The organism is Providencia vermicola, from assembly GCF_010748935.1.
Taxonomy (GTDB): Bacteria; Pseudomonadota; Gammaproteobacteria; order Enterobacterales; family Enterobacteriaceae; genus Providencia; species Providencia zhejiangensis.
This window is the reverse complement of record NZ_CP048796.1, coordinates 3,234,984-3,250,083: the sequence shown is the minus strand read 5'-3', so window position 1 is coordinate 3,250,083 and position 15,100 is coordinate 3,234,984. Positions and strand designations below refer to the sequence as shown.

Below are 15,100 nucleotides of genomic sequence, written 5' to 3'. Positions count from 1 at the left end.
TTCATGCAAATATTTCATATGAACCATGGCGGTAATGCTGGATTATCGATACATGCTGTTTTAGAGTACGGCGCACACCTGCGTTTTTATAAAAAATCGTTATATCGTTTGTGGAGAATCTAATGTCATCTCTGAGTAAAGAAGCCGAATTGGTTCATGCTGCTCTGGCAGCGAGAGGGCTTGAAACGCCGTTACGCATCCAACCTAAATCTGGGCAAGAGCGTAAGCAGCTAATTGAAGGGCATATGGCAGAGATCATGAAGTTACTGAATTTAGACCTAACCGATGACAGCTTAGCAGATACCCCAAAACGTATTGCTAAAATGTATGTTGATGAGATTTTTTCAGGTCTAGATTACGCGAACTTCCCAAAAATCACCGTCATTGAAAATAAAATGAATGTCGACGAAATGGTGACTGTACGTGATATTACATTAACGAGTACATGTGAGCATCACTTTGTCACTATTGATGGAAAAGCGACGGTTGCTTATATTCCAAAAGATAAAGTGATAGGTCTTTCGAAGATCAATAGAATTGTTCAGTTCTTTTCTCAACGTCCTCAAGTTCAAGAACGTTTGACTCAGCAAATTTTAGTTGCGCTACAGACATTACTTGGAACAAATAATGTTGCGGTATCAATTGATGCGGTACACTACTGTGTCAAAGCTCGCGGTATTCGTGATGCAACCAGCGCAACGACGACGACTTCTTTAGGTGGGCTATTTAAATCAAGTCAAAATACGCGCCAAGAGTTTTTGCGCGCAGTACGCCATCAGTAATGCATTATGGCTGTCATGGCATCGCCTGAATCCCAACAAAGGCGCATTGATAGGCTTGATGCAACGCGCGGCATTGCAATCTTAGGTATTCTATTAATGAATATTTTTGGATTTGCTTTGCCGCAAATGGCCTATATGAATCCTGTGTATTCTCAATCGGTAAGCCAACCAGACATCCTCGTCTGGGGCGTCTTTAATCTCTTTTTCCAAGGCAAGTTTTTAGCTATTTTTTCGATTTTATTTGGTGCAACTTTGGCACTTTTACATCGTAAAGGCTATCGGTGGAATATGTGCCGTTTAGCGATCTTAGCGATTTTAGGCGTGATTCACGGTGTAGGGCTTTGGGATGGTGATATTTTACTCGCTTACGCGATTACGGGAGTAATGGCATTATTTATTTTTGAGCAGTATACACAGCAATATTTGTTAAAATTTGCCTGTTTTATTTATGTCATTGGGCTCATTATTTTATTTTTCCTTGGTATTTCGGTCGATGCAGATAACTTCTGGCGTGTGTCTGAAGAACAAGCACTCTCTGAATTTTTACAAAAAACAACGGGGGGAAGTGTTAGCCTGCTATATCGAGCACAATCTGTACTCAACATGGTCGAAATGCTATTTATTCAATATGGTTGGCAGTTACTTGGATTAATGATAACAGGGTTTTTATTAATCCGTAATGGATGGTTATGTGGGCAATTTAGTTCGCAGCATTATCGACGTATGGCCATTTTATTGATCACACCGGCTTTGTTGGTGCAAATTTTGTCACTTTATCTACAAAGTCAATTTGGTTGGGGGTATTTTGCTACCTCGATTGTTGGCTATATTATTAATGAATTGATGATCCCGCTACAATCACTAGGGTATATTGCGCTAGTTTATGGTTTCTGGGAAAGTATAAAAACGTGTGTCATTGCTAAGATGTTGCAATGTACAGGGCGTATGGCATTAAGTAATTATTTATTGCAAACCTTTATTTGTACAACGATTTTTTATCATTTGAGTTACTTTAATAAGTTTTCTCGACTCGAGTTATTAGCGTTTATTGTGCCAATATGGCTAATCAACTTACTGTTTTCTTATTATTGGTTACACTTTTTCACGCAAGGCCCAATCGAATGGGGATGGCGCAAACTGACTGACACCATATCCAATTGCTTAGAAAGCCCGAAATAAGCATTTAGGCAGTTATGTTTGATAACTGCCTAATGAATAAAAAGGATTAAATTTTATTTACTTCATCGGGTGAAACGGCAGGATAACCCTTCATTCCTTCAGGCATTTTGATTGGTGCAGGAATGGATTCTTGTTCCCCTAAAAACTTAGGCTCACGGTTTAAAATATAGAGATCAGCCAATGCCCCTAACCGTGCAAATACTTCACGTACTCTTACCTTAAACATGGCTTTTGGCGTTGGTACAGCTAAACACTGTGCATCGATACCTTTATGTTTAGCAATAAATAAAGCTCTTTCACAATGAAAGCGCTGAGTGATAATCGTGAAATTATCCGTATCAAATACTTTGCGAGTACGAACAACAGAATCTAACGTTCTAAAACCTGCAAAATCGAGAACAATTTTAGAGGCGGGAACACCGGCCTTGATTAAATCTTTGCGCATGGTAATCGGTTCATTGTAACTATGAGCGCCATTATCACCACTTAGCAGTAAATATTTTACTTTTCCGCTATGGTAAGCATCTGCGGCACCTTGGATTCGGTAGTGGTAGTATAAATTTTGAGCGCCTGTCGAATAATATTTCGATGTCCCTAAAACCATCCCGACATCACGTGCGGGCAGCTCTTCAACTTTTTCATAGATATAAGGGGCAGTTTCCCAAGCGATCCAGCGGTCAAGTAAAATAATAGTGACTAAAGTTATCCCTAAAATAGTTATTAGACCATAAAGCAGACGTTTCCTCATTGTCCTTGCCTTCATAATAATAGTCGTAATGATAAGGCTACTTGACTTAAATGGGGGAAGCAAGTTGAGCAACGTAAAATCCTGTCAATAGATTTAACAGTGTTCGAGTTGGCTCAGCGCAAGTGCCGATTGTTGCATTACAGGAACATGTTCAAGTAGAGATCCTAGAGGGGTTCGAATTGATGGTGCATGCGTATAAATGCAAGCAATTAACCGATTCTTCTCATCTTTTACAGGTACTGCACAGGCTACCATCCCATCAATAAACTCTTCATTATCCGTACTGATTTGAGTTTGAGCGATTTTATCGAGTTGAGCATTTAATTCAAACATGTCAACTAGCGTATTGCGTGTCATTTGATGAATAGGGAGGGCTTTTAACAAGCTTTGTCGTTTGGCTTCGCTAAGGCTTGCAAGGTACAGCTTACCACTGGCTGTACACCAAAGCGGCGTACGACTACCTTCCGGTAAGTTAATTTGTAGTGGCCAATTGGTTTGAATTCTTTCGTAGTACAGCATTTCTAAGCCATTCGGCACTGAAATTCCACAGGTTTCATTGATATTGTTTGCCAGTGTTCTCAGTATGACTTGGCGTGCAGACTTAAAACGAACACTATTCCAAACACCTTGCGATATCTGGAGTAAGCGATTTCCCGGTTCCCAAAGCCCTCTTAAATTCATTTGTAGATAACCATCTTGCTTAAGTTGAGCAAGAAGACGATGAACAGTCGGTTTAGGGATAGCCAGATCATGAGCAATATCAGCAGGTGAAAGAGGATTATCAGATTTTGCAATGTGCTCCAAAATGGCCAAAACGCGTGTTACGGCTGAACTTTTATCATGCTGTGTATTCAATAGACGGTTTCTCTTAACATAAATTTTTTGCCATGGTGGCATTATCGCAGGTGTGAAGCAAGAGTGATAGAGGGAAGGAGGGAAGAAAATAGCCTCTCATCAAGCAAAAGATGAGAAGCTATGCGTTAAATTTTACTTCATTGTCGGCATTGAAAACTCAGCGCCTTCACGTAAGTTTGCTGAAGGCCAACGCTGAGTAATTGTTTTACGGCGGGTATAGAAACGGACACCATCTGGCCCATAAGCGTGCAGGTCACCAAATAGTGAATTTTTCCACCCTCCAAAGCTATGATAGGCAACTGGTACAGGTAATGGAATATTGATCCCAACCATGCCCACTTGGATATAGTCTGCAAAATAATTCGCTGCCTCACCATCACGGGTATAAATACAAGTACCATTACCATATTCATGCTCATTAATAATATCCATGGCTTCTTGCATCGATTTAGCGCGGATCACTTGCAGAACTGGGCCAAAAATTTCAGCTTGATAGCTATCCATAGCGGTGGTGACGTTATCGATAAGTGTAGCGCCAACAAAGAAGCCGTTTTCATGGCCTGCTACCTTGGCATTTCGTCCATCGACAATAATTTTTGCCCCTTGCTTTTCTGCACTAGTGATATGCCCAATGACTTTTTGTTGATGTTCTCGAGTGATAACGGGACCGAAATCGTTATGTTTATCACTGTAAACTCCCATTTTTAGGGTAGACATCCGTTCTTGTAACTGACTGACCAACTCATCAGCGATTTCATCACCAATGGCAACAGCCACGGATAAAGCCATACAGCGCTCACCCGATGATCCAAAAGCAGCACCTAAGAGTGAGTTAACCACGTTTTCCATATCGGCATCTGGCATAACAATGGCATGGTTTTTAGCGCCTCCGAGAGCTTGGCAACGTTTGCCATGTGCCGTAGCTGTCGCATAAATGTATTGTGCAACAGGGGTTGAACCAACAAAGCTAACAGCTTTGACGCGTTTATCAGTCAATAACGTATCAACAGCTTCTTTATCACCATTAACAATATTAAAGACCCCATCAGGTAAACCTGCTTCTTTTAGCAGTTGGCCTATATACAGGGTGGCGCTTGGGTCACGCTCTGAAGGTTTCAAGACAAAGGTATTCCCGCAAACGAGTGCTAATGGATACATCCATAATGGCACCATCGCAGGGAAATTAAAGGGGGTGATCCCAGCGACAACCCCTAGAGGTTGGAAATCACTCCACGAATTAATGCCAGGCCCCACATTTTTGCTAAACTCACCTTTTAAGAGTTCTGGTGCACTACAAGCATATTCGACGTTTTCAATGCCTCTTTGTAACTCACCGGCAGCATCGTGCACAATTTTACCGTGCTCTTGACCTATTAATCGACAAATCTCATCGGCACGCTCTTCGAGTAACTGTTTATAACGAAACATGATGCGTGCACGTTTCATCGGGGGTGTATCGCGCCATTGTGGGAATGCTTTGTGAGCCGCATCGATTGCATCTTCGACGGTAGCTTTTGGTGCGATAGCGACCTGACGGCTCACTTCTCCGGTAGCTGGATTATAAATATCTTGTAAGCGTGAATGGGTTTCATTGATTGCACCATGAATGAGGTGTCCGACGATATTCATTTTATTTCTCCAATTAATTCAGTTTTTAATCCCAAAGTTGTGTGTAGATAGCGATCATTTCATCAACAGTTGGAACTCGCGGATTATTACCTGGTGAACCTGAGGCTTCCGCTTGTTTTGCCATGGTGTCGACAACTGAGAAAAAATGTTGCTTATCAATGCCAAATTCCGCTGGTGTTGGAACAGAAAGTTCCTTGTTGAGTTCGACAAGGGTATTAATCAGCTTTTCGCAGGCGACATCATCGCTATCTGTCTCTTGTGCAAAGGTTAATGTACGGGCACATGTCGCATAGCGTGCTTTTGCTGCATTTAATGAAAAGCGAGTGACAGCAGGAAGTAACATGGCATTAGAAAGACCATGTGGAACATGAAAAAAGGCACCAATAGGGCGGCTCATACCATGTACGAGTGCTACGGAAGCATTAGAAAAAGCAACGCCAGCAAGTGTTGAGCCTAGCATCATGGCTTCACGTGCCTGTTTATCGTTACCATTATGATAAACTTTACGTAAATTAGGGCCGATGAGCTTCATGGCACACAGCGCTTGGCTGTCTGAATATAAATTCGCCTTACGGCTTACATAAGCTTCGATGGCATGTGTCATTGCATCGATACCCGTATCAGCTGTTGTTCTGGCAGGAACACTCAGTGTTAAATTGTAATCAACGATAGCGGCGATGGGCATAAAACCGGTGCCCATACACATTAGTTTTTCATCCGTTTTCTCATCCGTAATGATGGTGACTCTGGTACATTCGGAGCCTGTTCCCGCCGTCGTAGGAATAGCAACAATGGGAAGACCTTGCTCCTCGACTTGTCGAGGAAACCGGTATTCATTGATAACCCCCCCCAATTTACCGATCACTGCAATTGCTTTTGCACTGTCGATTGGGCTGCCACCCCCAAGTGCAACGACAGCATCAAAATCGGCACTTCGGACTTTATCAATACCGGCTTGAATAGAGGCCGCAGTCGGTTCAGGAACGGTGTCTGAATAGACATCACTTTCAATACCTGCCTGAGATAATATCGATTGTAAATCACTCAGGTAACCGAGCTTAACCATCATATTATCTGTTACAATCAAAGGTTTACGGCAATTTAGGCCTTGTAAGATATTCGGTAGACGCTTGATTGAATTATGACCAATTTCAAGTGTTCTTGGTAGCACAATCGTAGACATAACCATTTCCTTTTGTTTTAGAATGAGCCAAATATTGAGCCAAGGGAGATAACAGCAATGAGTCCTAACAGACTGCCAATGACGGTCACCATGAAAATATCGAGATAGGAACGTTTGTGAGTTAGACCGCAGATAGCAAGTAGTGAAATCACCGCGCCGTTATGCGGTAAAGTATCAAGACCGCCAGAAGCCATAGCTGCAACTCGGTGTAGTAATTCAGGAGAGATGCCTGTTGCTTCAGCAAGTTGTAAAAAGTGTTCCCCCATCATACTAAGAGCGATACTCAAGCCACCGGAAGCGGAACCTGTTGTACCGACAAGCATGCTAATGACAATTGTTTCGGAAATCAGCACATTGCCAGCGGAGATACTGAGTAAATAATTACTGATTACGGCAAATGCCGCGAGCGAGGCGATGACTGCACCATATCCAACTTCTGACGCGGTATTGAAAATAGGTAATAACGAACCCATCACACCTTTGTTCATGGTTTCTTTCAAATCTTTCCAGCGTGACCAATTCAGTAAAATGATCGTGACACAAGAAAGTACCAGCGCGCCGATAATCGCCCACAAGCCTAAAACGCTATTTAAGCTGGCATGTCCATATTTAGCATCAGAGAGGTATTCGGTATTCATTAGAGGAATGAGTTTGCTGAGTGCATAGTTACTGGAGACAACTAATACGATTGGCAACAGGGCTTTCCATAGTGCAGGTAAATGATGGTGTTCATCATCAGTATGCTTTTCTGGTGCATGATAAATATCCCCGTAGCCTTCTGCGGCATGTTTGGCTTTACGGACACGATAGCTCAACCAGCCATAGCCAGCCGCAAACATCACGGCAGAACCAATCAAGCCAAGACCGGGAGCCGCGAAAGCATCGGTTCCAAAAAATGGCATAGGAATGGTGTTTTGAATCGCAGGCGTTCCTGGTAAAGCAGTCATCGTAAAGCTGAGTGAGCCAAGGGCAATAGCACCAGGGATCAGGCGTTTAGGAATAGCGGCAGCATGAAAAATTGCAGCTGCAATAGGGAAGATAGCAAAGCCAACCACAAATAATGAGACCCCACCGTAAGTCAAGATACTGCAAGTAATAACGACGGCGAGTAGCGCACGGTGACCACCTAATTTTTTGACCAATGAATAGGCGATAGATTGAGCTGAGCCTGAATCATCCATCAACTTCCCAAAGACGGCACCCAGTAAAAACAATGGAAAATACTTTATGACATAGCCGCCTAGACCAGTCATAAAGACCTGTGTGTAGACACCAAATAAGTGTGTGATATCTCCACTCATCACCACAGCAAATAGCGCTAGGATAGGAGCGAGCAGTAAAACGCTTACGCCACGGTAAGCAAAATACATCAACATCAGTAGGGAAAGAATAATACCTAGGATACTCAACATAACCGTTTCTCCAGTGTTATTAATCGCAGGCTGATTATTAGGATTCTATTTTTATCGGCCGCAAAATAATCTTTTTGTTAATCCGTATCGTTGGTTGATATGAATTGTATTAATAGATGAGATAATTGTAATGAGCAAATGGATTCGGAGAGAAAAGAAAAGAAAAACTGTCTGGATCACAGAAAAGTTAACAAATCGTTAATAACTCGTGATTGAGATCGCAAACAGCTATTGAAGGAAATTTGAGATAAAAATGGCATCCGCATTGATTGCGATGAAGAGGAGTACGCAAGTTAGGAGAAAAAGAAATTTTTTTGGTGTTTAAATCAAAGCTCATTATTTGTTCTGTTTATAAAATATAATGCTTTTGGAGATAATATACGTTTCTAGCTGAAAATATTGTGAGGGCTTATTTGTCAGAGTCAGAGCGATGAAAGGCAGCATAATCACGACATTTAGATATTCTACTTATATAAAAATATTATTCGTATTTTAGTATAAAAAAATCGCGTCTTAATCTCAGAGTTAGACTAAATAAAGTAATTAAAATCATAATATTAAGAAAAAGAGTATTGGACTTGTTGCTATGTCAAAACTGGTTTTTTTGATAAAAATAACAAGAAGGAATAGGTATGTCGACAATGAGGGTAAAGTTGGAATGTTTACTCACTAGGGGAAAAGGCACTGAACAACGTATCGCCAGTTTTTTGTTAGATAGCAGTCATATGAGCCATCTTGCAATGAATGTTGCTGAACTTGCTCAGGCAGCGGGTGTCAGTAGTGCATCGGTGATTCGTTTTGCTCGTCAAATGGGTTATCGTGGGTATCCCGAGTTTAAGGTCGATTACTTATCTGATGAAAAACAACATAGAATAAAAAACGAGTATAGTAATCTAACCTATTATGATGATACAAATCAGATCATTACTAAATCCGGCCAAATGTTTACTGTGGCTATTGAAAAGTCATTAGAGTTACTTGAACCTAAAATAGTGGATCGTATTGCGCAACAGATGGTTGCCGCAAAACGTGTCGTGTTATTGGGAATTGGCTCTTCGACTATTGTTGCGAATGATATTTTTCATAAACTGATTAATGCAAATAAAGATGTTTTATTTAGTCCAGACCTCTATATGCAACTTAGCTATTCAGTTAATTTGAATGCGCATGATCTTGTGATTGCAGTCACTGCAACGGGTAATAAGCCCGATATGAATGGCATGCTAAAAACAGCTAAACAAAAAGGTTGTACCATCGTGGCGATAACCCGTTTTGGGCAAGATGAGTCGGCACGTTTAGCGGATATAGTACTGCCTTATTTCTATGATGAACAGCCTTCTCAACTTGGCATAATCACACCTCAAATTTTGCAAATGGTTGTATTCGACACTTTATTTTTTAAATACTTAACGCTCGTTAATCAAGATATAAATAACGTATCATAGAAGAAATGATGAGCGTTTATGTAAAGCAGGATAAGGTATCGTGATTTTAACTGAATTAGCCATCGGTGCATTGATTGGCTTGATTATTAGTACAACTGGTGTCGGTGGTGGTGTGATCGTTTTGCCCATCTTGACTTATTTTTTTGGGCTTAATGCATTAGCCGCTGTTGCAACGGCTAATTTTCTGTCGATGTTGATGAAGGTATCATCCTCGTATATGCATTTTCGATTAGGGAATATCCCATTAAAGGGCGCGGCTATTGTGTTAGCAATTATGTTGCCAAGCACATTTTTGTCGAGCTTATTGGTTGCTTGGCTAGGAAGTTTCCCTGAATATCAAAAGACGGTTGAATGGGCAATTAACCTACTTGTTGCTGCCGCAATTATTTTTTCATTGTATTTATTTGTTCATCGAATGTTTTATGCTGCACCGATTCAAAAAAATATTGCTCAAGGAAATCCATTTCAAACAATGGCATTACCAGCGGTAATTGCGGGAATTGTACTTGGTGCAACGGGGGTTGGTGGGGGCATTGTCGTTTTACCGATGTTGTTGCGTTATATGCAATTAAATATTAAGCAAGCTATTGGAACTTCAATTGTTGTTACAACAGTCTTATCGGGCGCTTCTGCATTGGCTTATGCCCAAAATGGGTATACAAATCTCAAATTGGCGCTAACTTTGTGTATCGGTGCATTATTGGTGATGCCATTAGCTAAATATTTATTAATCAAGCTGTCAGAAAGAGCTTTTCAATATATGACATTGTTGCTGATATTATGTAGCGCAATTATGATGACCCTAAAAGCGATCATGCAGGCATGATCTCCTTTAATACTTTATTTATGTGCCATGTGAAGTTCTTTATTGATCTCTTGATAAATAAATTGACGTTCATACAGTAAATTTTCATCTGTAGAAAATGAAAAAGAGTGGATCGCTAACGCAAGCAGGAGCACGGCAATAACCGTGATGCTAACACTCGTCATCGCTGACTTTTTGGACACTAAAACATAGCCGATACTGATTAGTGCACCAATAATAGCCCCTCCAATATGGGCAGCATTATCAACACCAGATTGCAAACCATTTACCAGCGTTAATGCGATCATTGCAATAATATTATAGAGTTGGCGCTTTTGCTTTGAGTGTATGACAGGGTGAGGGTGTGGCTTATTAATCGCTTTTAGCAAATAGATGACGGATGCAGCCGCAAGCCCCATAATTGCACCGGAAGCACCTACACCAATGATGATATAAACCGTATTGTCTGACCATATTTGATTGTTTATCGTGTCGTAATATTGCCAATAGGCGCTAAATAGCGCCGCTCCGACACCTGAGATAATATAAATAGCTAATACTTTTAATTTACCATAAGCACGTTCACATTCTATGCCAATCACAAATAACGCTAAGCAGTTAAAAGCTAAATGCATCCCGTTTGAATGTAATATCATACTAATAGGGTAACGCCACCAATCTCCGGTTAATGATAATTGGTAAACATTCGCACCAAACAGTATTAAGTTATTTTCCCGTGATTCAAGGGGAGAAGCGAAAGCAATTTGATAGAAATAGACGGCAATATTCAGCAGGACAAGGATCAGCGTGAGAGCCATTGCCCGTAGGAAAGAGCGTGATTTTAGTGTATGCCTTTGTTGTCCTATCATCTCAACTCCCCCTCTTTAAAGATAACGATCTTAATAAAAATACGGCGGTATATCACGGCTATTTTATGATGAAAAGCATCATTAGCACAGCCAAGTACATACGTAATGAATTTAAATTTAAGTCGGCTCAAGAATTAGAGAAAGAAGTATGAGATTTAGACGTTATATATGAATCAATCATTATGCACTAACGACGTTAAAAAAACATTTCTCTTTTTTATTCTTACTCAATAAACGTTTTAATTAAATTCAGTGATTTTTCTTTTTCTACTAGAAGGATAGCGATATTGATGAACATAACATGATGGACCATTATTCACTACAAATAGGTATAATGAGATCTTATGATGACAAATAACAACTCATCAATAAATGAATGCCAATATTCACTCACTGAGACATGAAAGCTATTTTTAGGTTGATGATAAAAGATAATTACTGGTGGAATTATCTAGGGCACCTTAAGGTGCCCTTATTATCTTAGAATGAAGTCCGTTTATAAGTCCGGTATTCAGGTTTCCAGAAGTTACGCTCGATCGCTTCATCTAATGCACTATCTGATGTTACTGTTGCAACACCTTGCACTTGAGCTTCTTTAGCGACTTGTTTTGCTATAATGCGTGACACTTGTTGGATATCAGACAATAGTGGTAACAGTGGGCCTTCACCTTCTTTTGCCAGTGGTGAACACTCAGCTAATGCACGGCTTGCTGCCATCAACATGGCTTCTGTGACACGTTTTGCACCTGACGCGATAACGCCAAGGCCAATACCTGGGAAGATGTAGGAGTTGTTACACTGAGCAATTGGGAAGATTTTCTCTTTATAAGAAACTGGCGAGAATGGGCTTCCTGTTGCGACCAATGCTTTACCGTCTGTCCAATTAATAATATCTTCTGGGCGGGCTTCTACTCGTGATGTTGGGTTAGAGAGTGGCATCACGATAGGACGTTCACAGTGTTTATGCATCTCTTTGATGATCTCTTCTGTAAACAGACCGGCTTGGCCAGACACACCGATTAGGATCGTTGGTTTTGCATTACGTACGACATCCAATAAAGAGATAGAATCGCTATTGACATCCCAATCGCTTAAATGATTGCTGTTTTGGGTTAGTTTGCTTTGGAAATCAAGCAGGTTAGGCAGTTTATCAGTCAATAAACCAAAACGGTCAACCATGTAAATGCGTGAACGCGCTTGTTCATCACTTAGCCCTTCAGATTTCATCTGAGCAATGATTTGCTCGGCGATACCGCAGCCAGCAGAGCCTGCACCTAAAAAGGTAACGCGTTGATCACTTAATTTACTGCCCGCAGCATGGCTGGCAGCAATTAAGCTTCCCAATGTGACAGCCGCAGTACCTTGAATATCATCATTAAAGCAGCAAAGCTCATCGCGATAGCGATTGAGCAATGGCATGGCATTTTTTTGTGCAAAATCTTCAAATTGCAATAAAACATTTGGCCAACGACGTTTCACCGCTTGAATAAACTCATCGATAAACTGGTCGTATTCTTCACCAGTAATACGTGGATGGCGCCATCCCATATATAGAGGATCATTGAGGCGTTGTGGATTATTGGTTCCCACATCAATGACAATTGGTAATGTATACGCTGGGCTAATACCACCACAGGCGGTGTAAAGTGAGAGCTTGCCGATAGGGATACCCATACCACCAATGCCTTGGTCGCCTAAACCTAAAATACGCTCACCGTCAGTGACAACGATCACTTTAACATTTTGTTTGGTGGCATTTTGCAGCATATCATCAATATATTCACGGTTTGGATAAGAGATGAATAAACCACGTGCACGGCGATAGATATCAGAGAAATGTTCACACGCTTCACCAACAGTAGGGGTATAAATGATTGGCATCACTTCTGTAAGATGGGCATCAATCAAGCGATAAAACAAGGTCTCGTTGGTATCTTGAATATTTCTTAAGTAAATATGCTTATCGATGTCAGTTTTGAAATCAATTAATTGTCGATAGGCACGCTCAACTTGTTCTTCAATAGTTTCAACTTGCTCTGGCAGTAGGCCATAAAGGTTAAAGCTAGCGCGTTCTTCTTCACTAAAAGCACTTCCTTTGTTTAGCAAAGGAAACTCGAGCAGGATAGGGCCTGCATAAGGAATGTACAGAGGGCGTTTTGTTTCGTATTCATGTTCCATGAAATATCACTCTTCGGACGATTAAAAAACAACAGTCGAGATAGATCCTAAGGCAAACAAAAAATATGTACAGTGATTATTGATACAAAGAGTTAAAATAAATGTTAATTTATATTATTTGCATAATAAACAATATAATAGAAGACTTAAACCAAAAGGGAAATTGTACGACTTAAAGGGTAAGGATAACCTAGGATGCTTAGCGCCAGCACAGTGCGCTTAAGAGGAGTCAAAAGCACCAAAAAAGCGACGAACAGTGGAAACGAGCAATAGGGCTCAAATAATAAAGTGCGATGCCTTGTGCTACATTAACGTATATATTTATTTAAAATATTGTCATTAGCTTTCAATAATGAATGACGATAATAGGTTGCTAAATATCTGAAGCATAAAATATGCATATTGATAAATAGAATTTAAAGGCGTGATAAAATTAATTTATTCGTAGAGAATATAGCGATATTAAAATAAAGTATGATAATGTCAAACTAACGTTATTCATTGAATTTTATCTACGACCACTGTCTATCGGTTTGATACAGGCTTGTTTTGCGATTACTGCCATTGATGATATCTCAATAGTTAAAAGGCAGAATGGTTAATCGATCGTTTATCAAGGCTTAAAGATAAGAAGAGGAGGTTGATAATTCTCAAAATATAATGGCATATTGATTTGATGTGTCGACTATAGCCGCATTTAATTTTGGTTTTGGTGTTTTTACGCTATATCGCAATACACGTATGATGAGATGTGCTTATATTTTAAGTGTGTTGATCTTCTCTTGATTTTATTATCGATTGTTAAAGTCTATATGAATAAAACTGCCGCTATTTTATTTGGCGGCAGTTAAACAGATAAACAATTAATCGAGATAAATGACCTCTTTTTGCTGGCAACCGAGCGCCTGCAATGTATTTTCAGTTATACACCACTGCTTAACGATAGCATCTTGTTTCTCAACTAACACCGCTTGTTCAATGGCATGCATACCTTTACCTGCTAAATTAACCATAATCAATGCCGCTTGCAGTGGCGGTAGACTTGGGTTGAATGCGGCATTTTCGGCATAGCGGCCAGTAAATAATGAGCCATCTTTTAGCTGTAGTGCAATGCCTGAATGGGATTGACTATAAGGTGCGTGTGACTGGTTTGCAGCTTCAATAGCAGCACATAATAACCGGTTACGGCTAGGCGTACTGTAACCATGATCAACGGTATCCAGCAGTAGCGTTGTGATTTCTAAGTCAGATGGACCAAATGAATCGGGCAAGTAATCATGCAATGTTGCTGGTTGGCGTTCTGGTAAGTGGATTGCGATTTGGCCACCACCCCGTAATTCGTTCATAAACTGTCGGCAATGACCACATGGCGTATAGTTGACGGTGATCGACGCTAATTGTTTTTCGCCCTTTAACCACGCATGTGTCACCGCACACTGCTCGGCGTGGATAGTTTGCGCGATAGCGACACCACTGAACTCCATATTAGCACCGAAATACAGGTTACCACTCACACCACGGGCAATTGCGCCCACATTAAAGTGTGAAATTGGGGTAACGGCATAGGCGGCGGCGAAGGGTAATAATAAAAATGCCAGCTCGCTGTCACTATAACCGCAATCAGTTTTAATCTGATTAACGTGTTCGGCACTCAGCATCGCTTGAAAGTCAGGTGTATCAATAATAGGTCTGAGCGCAGTTTGTAACTTTTCTGGAAGTTGAGACCAAGCGGACTTAAATCTTGAATGCATGAGTTGCTCTCCTAATGACTTGCTTACATTCTATACTCAATGGCGGCGCTTTATGTTGAGGTATGGTGTTTAGCTTCCTAGCGACTCCTTTTCTCGTCGTTTAACTATACCTCGAATGATTGAGAGTATATGTAATAAGCCATACCCTCATATGTGACTGTAGTCACTATTTTTGTGAAATGAATGAAACAAATTTTATAATTGAGAGATGTATCTCAAGTTTTTGATGCAAAAAAGAGTGAGAGAGGCGATAAGCCTCTCTTC

Annotated in this window: 12 protein-coding genes; 4 read left to right on the top strand and 8 right to left on the bottom strand. The window is 40.6% G+C overall.

Annotated features, from left to right (window positions below; genetic code table 11):
• Positions 1-122: 122 nt before the first annotated feature.
• Both folE and yeiB read left to right on the top strand, forming a co-directional pair.
• Positions 123-782 (top strand): GTP cyclohydrolase I FolE, encoded by a 660-nt coding sequence (gene folE, locus G3341_RS14650; protein WP_154622694.1) that lies wholly within the window; start codon positions 123-125, stop codon positions 780-782.
• Positions 783-788: 6 nt separating this feature from the next.
• Entirely contained in the window at positions 789-1,961 is a 1,173-nt protein-coding gene (gene yeiB / locus G3341_RS14645; protein WP_163862707.1) for a DUF418 domain-containing protein YeiB, read from the top strand.
• A gap of 46 nt (positions 1,962-2,007) precedes the next feature.
• Here yeiB and sanA read toward each other — a convergent pair whose 3' ends face one another.
• The 5 genes from sanA to G3341_RS14620 all read right to left on the bottom strand — a co-directional run bounded on the left by sanA (position 2,008) and on the right by G3341_RS14620 (position 7,788).
• A complete protein-coding gene (gene sanA, locus G3341_RS14640) occupies positions 2,008-2,709 on the bottom strand; it encodes an outer membrane permeability protein SanA (RefSeq protein WP_154622696.1) in 702 nt (233 codons plus the stop codon).
• Between the two features lie 93 nt (positions 2,710-2,802).
• Positions 2,803-3,564 carry an IclR family transcriptional regulator gene (locus G3341_RS14635; protein ID WP_196714056.1) on the bottom strand — a complete coding sequence of 254 codons (762 nt, stop codon included), beginning with the start codon at positions 3,562-3,564 and terminating at the stop codon, positions 2,803-2,805.
• A 132-nt stretch (positions 3,565-3,696) separates the two neighbouring features.
• Entirely contained in the window at positions 3,697-5,193 is a 1,497-nt protein-coding gene (locus G3341_RS14630) for a CoA-acylating methylmalonate-semialdehyde dehydrogenase (RefSeq protein WP_163862705.1), read from the bottom strand.
• A gap of 25 nt (positions 5,194-5,218) precedes the next feature.
• A complete protein-coding gene (locus tag G3341_RS14625) occupies positions 5,219-6,376 on the bottom strand; it encodes an iron-containing alcohol dehydrogenase (RefSeq protein ID WP_163862703.1) in 1,158 nt (385 codons plus the stop codon).
• Positions 6,377-6,393: 17 nt separating this feature from the next.
• The gene (locus tag G3341_RS14620; protein ID WP_154622700.1) at positions 6,394-7,788 is read right to left on the bottom strand and encodes a GntP family permease; all 1,395 of its coding nucleotides are present in this window, start codon (positions 7,786-7,788) and stop codon (positions 6,394-6,396) included.
• 632 nt (positions 7,789-8,420) lie between these two features.
• On the opposite strand from G3341_RS14620, the gene G3341_RS14615 reads away from it, so the two are divergent.
• Both G3341_RS14615 and G3341_RS14610 read left to right on the top strand, forming a co-directional pair.
• Entirely contained in the window at positions 8,421-9,233 is an 813-nt protein-coding gene (locus G3341_RS14615; RefSeq protein ID WP_163862702.1) for a MurR/RpiR family transcriptional regulator, read from the top strand.
• Positions 9,234-9,273: 40 nt separating this feature from the next.
• On the top strand, positions 9,274-10,059 hold the full coding sequence (locus G3341_RS14610; protein WP_163862700.1) for a sulfite exporter TauE/SafE family protein: 786 nt from the start codon (positions 9,274-9,276) through the stop codon (positions 10,057-10,059).
• Between the two features lie 14 nt (positions 10,060-10,073).
• Here the strand turns inward: G3341_RS14610 and G3341_RS14605 are convergent, their stop codons facing one another.
• From G3341_RS14605 to cdd, 3 genes are all read right to left on the bottom strand, one after another.
• Positions 10,074-10,907, bottom strand: coding sequence for a rhomboid family intramembrane serine protease (locus tag G3341_RS14605; protein ID WP_163862698.1), 834 nt, complete (start codon positions 10,905-10,907; stop codon positions 10,074-10,076).
• A 480-nt stretch (positions 10,908-11,387) separates the two neighbouring features.
• Entirely contained in the window at positions 11,388-13,085 is a 1,698-nt protein-coding gene (locus G3341_RS14600; RefSeq protein WP_154622547.1) for an NAD-dependent malic enzyme, read from the bottom strand.
• An 863-nt stretch (positions 13,086-13,948) separates the two neighbouring features.
• Positions 13,949-14,836: a cytidine deaminase gene (gene cdd, locus G3341_RS14595; protein WP_163862696.1), complete on the bottom strand. Its 888-nt coding sequence runs from the start codon at positions 14,834-14,836 to the stop codon at positions 13,949-13,951.
• Between the last annotated feature and the right edge of the window lie 264 nt (positions 14,837-15,100).

Excerpts from the sequence above, each read along its gene's own strand:
- folE (WP_154622694.1), top strand. The coding sequence starts at position 123 with ATGTCATCTCTGAGTAAAGAAGCCGAATTGGTTCATGCTGCTCTGGCA.
- yeiB (WP_163862707.1), top strand. The coding sequence starts at position 789 with ATGGCTGTCATGGCATCGCCTGAATCCCAACAAAGGCGCATTGATAGG.
- sanA (WP_154622696.1), bottom strand. The coding sequence starts at position 2,709 with ATGAGGAAACGTCTGCTTTATGGTCTAATAACTATTTTAGGGATAACT.
- G3341_RS14630 (WP_163862705.1), bottom strand. The coding sequence starts at position 5,193 with ATGAATATCGTCGGACACCTCATTCATGGTGCAATCAATGAAACCCAT.
- G3341_RS14625 (WP_163862703.1), bottom strand. The coding sequence starts at position 6,376 with ATGTCTACGATTGTGCTACCAAGAACACTTGAAATTGGTCATAATTCA.
- G3341_RS14620 (WP_154622700.1), bottom strand. The coding sequence starts at position 7,788 with ATGTTGAGTATCCTAGGTATTATTCTTTCCCTACTGATGTTGATGTAT.
- G3341_RS14615 (WP_163862702.1), top strand. The coding sequence starts at position 8,421 with ATGTCGACAATGAGGGTAAAGTTGGAATGTTTACTCACTAGGGGAAAA.
- G3341_RS14605 (WP_163862698.1), bottom strand. The coding sequence starts at position 10,907 with ATGATAGGACAACAAAGGCATACACTAAAATCACGCTCTTTCCTACGG.
- G3341_RS14600 (WP_154622547.1), bottom strand. The coding sequence starts at position 13,085 with ATGGAACATGAATACGAAACAAAACGCCCTCTGTACATTCCTTATGCA.
- cdd (WP_163862696.1), bottom strand. The coding sequence starts at position 14,836 with ATGCATTCAAGATTTAAGTCCGCTTGGTCTCAACTTCCAGAAAAGTTA.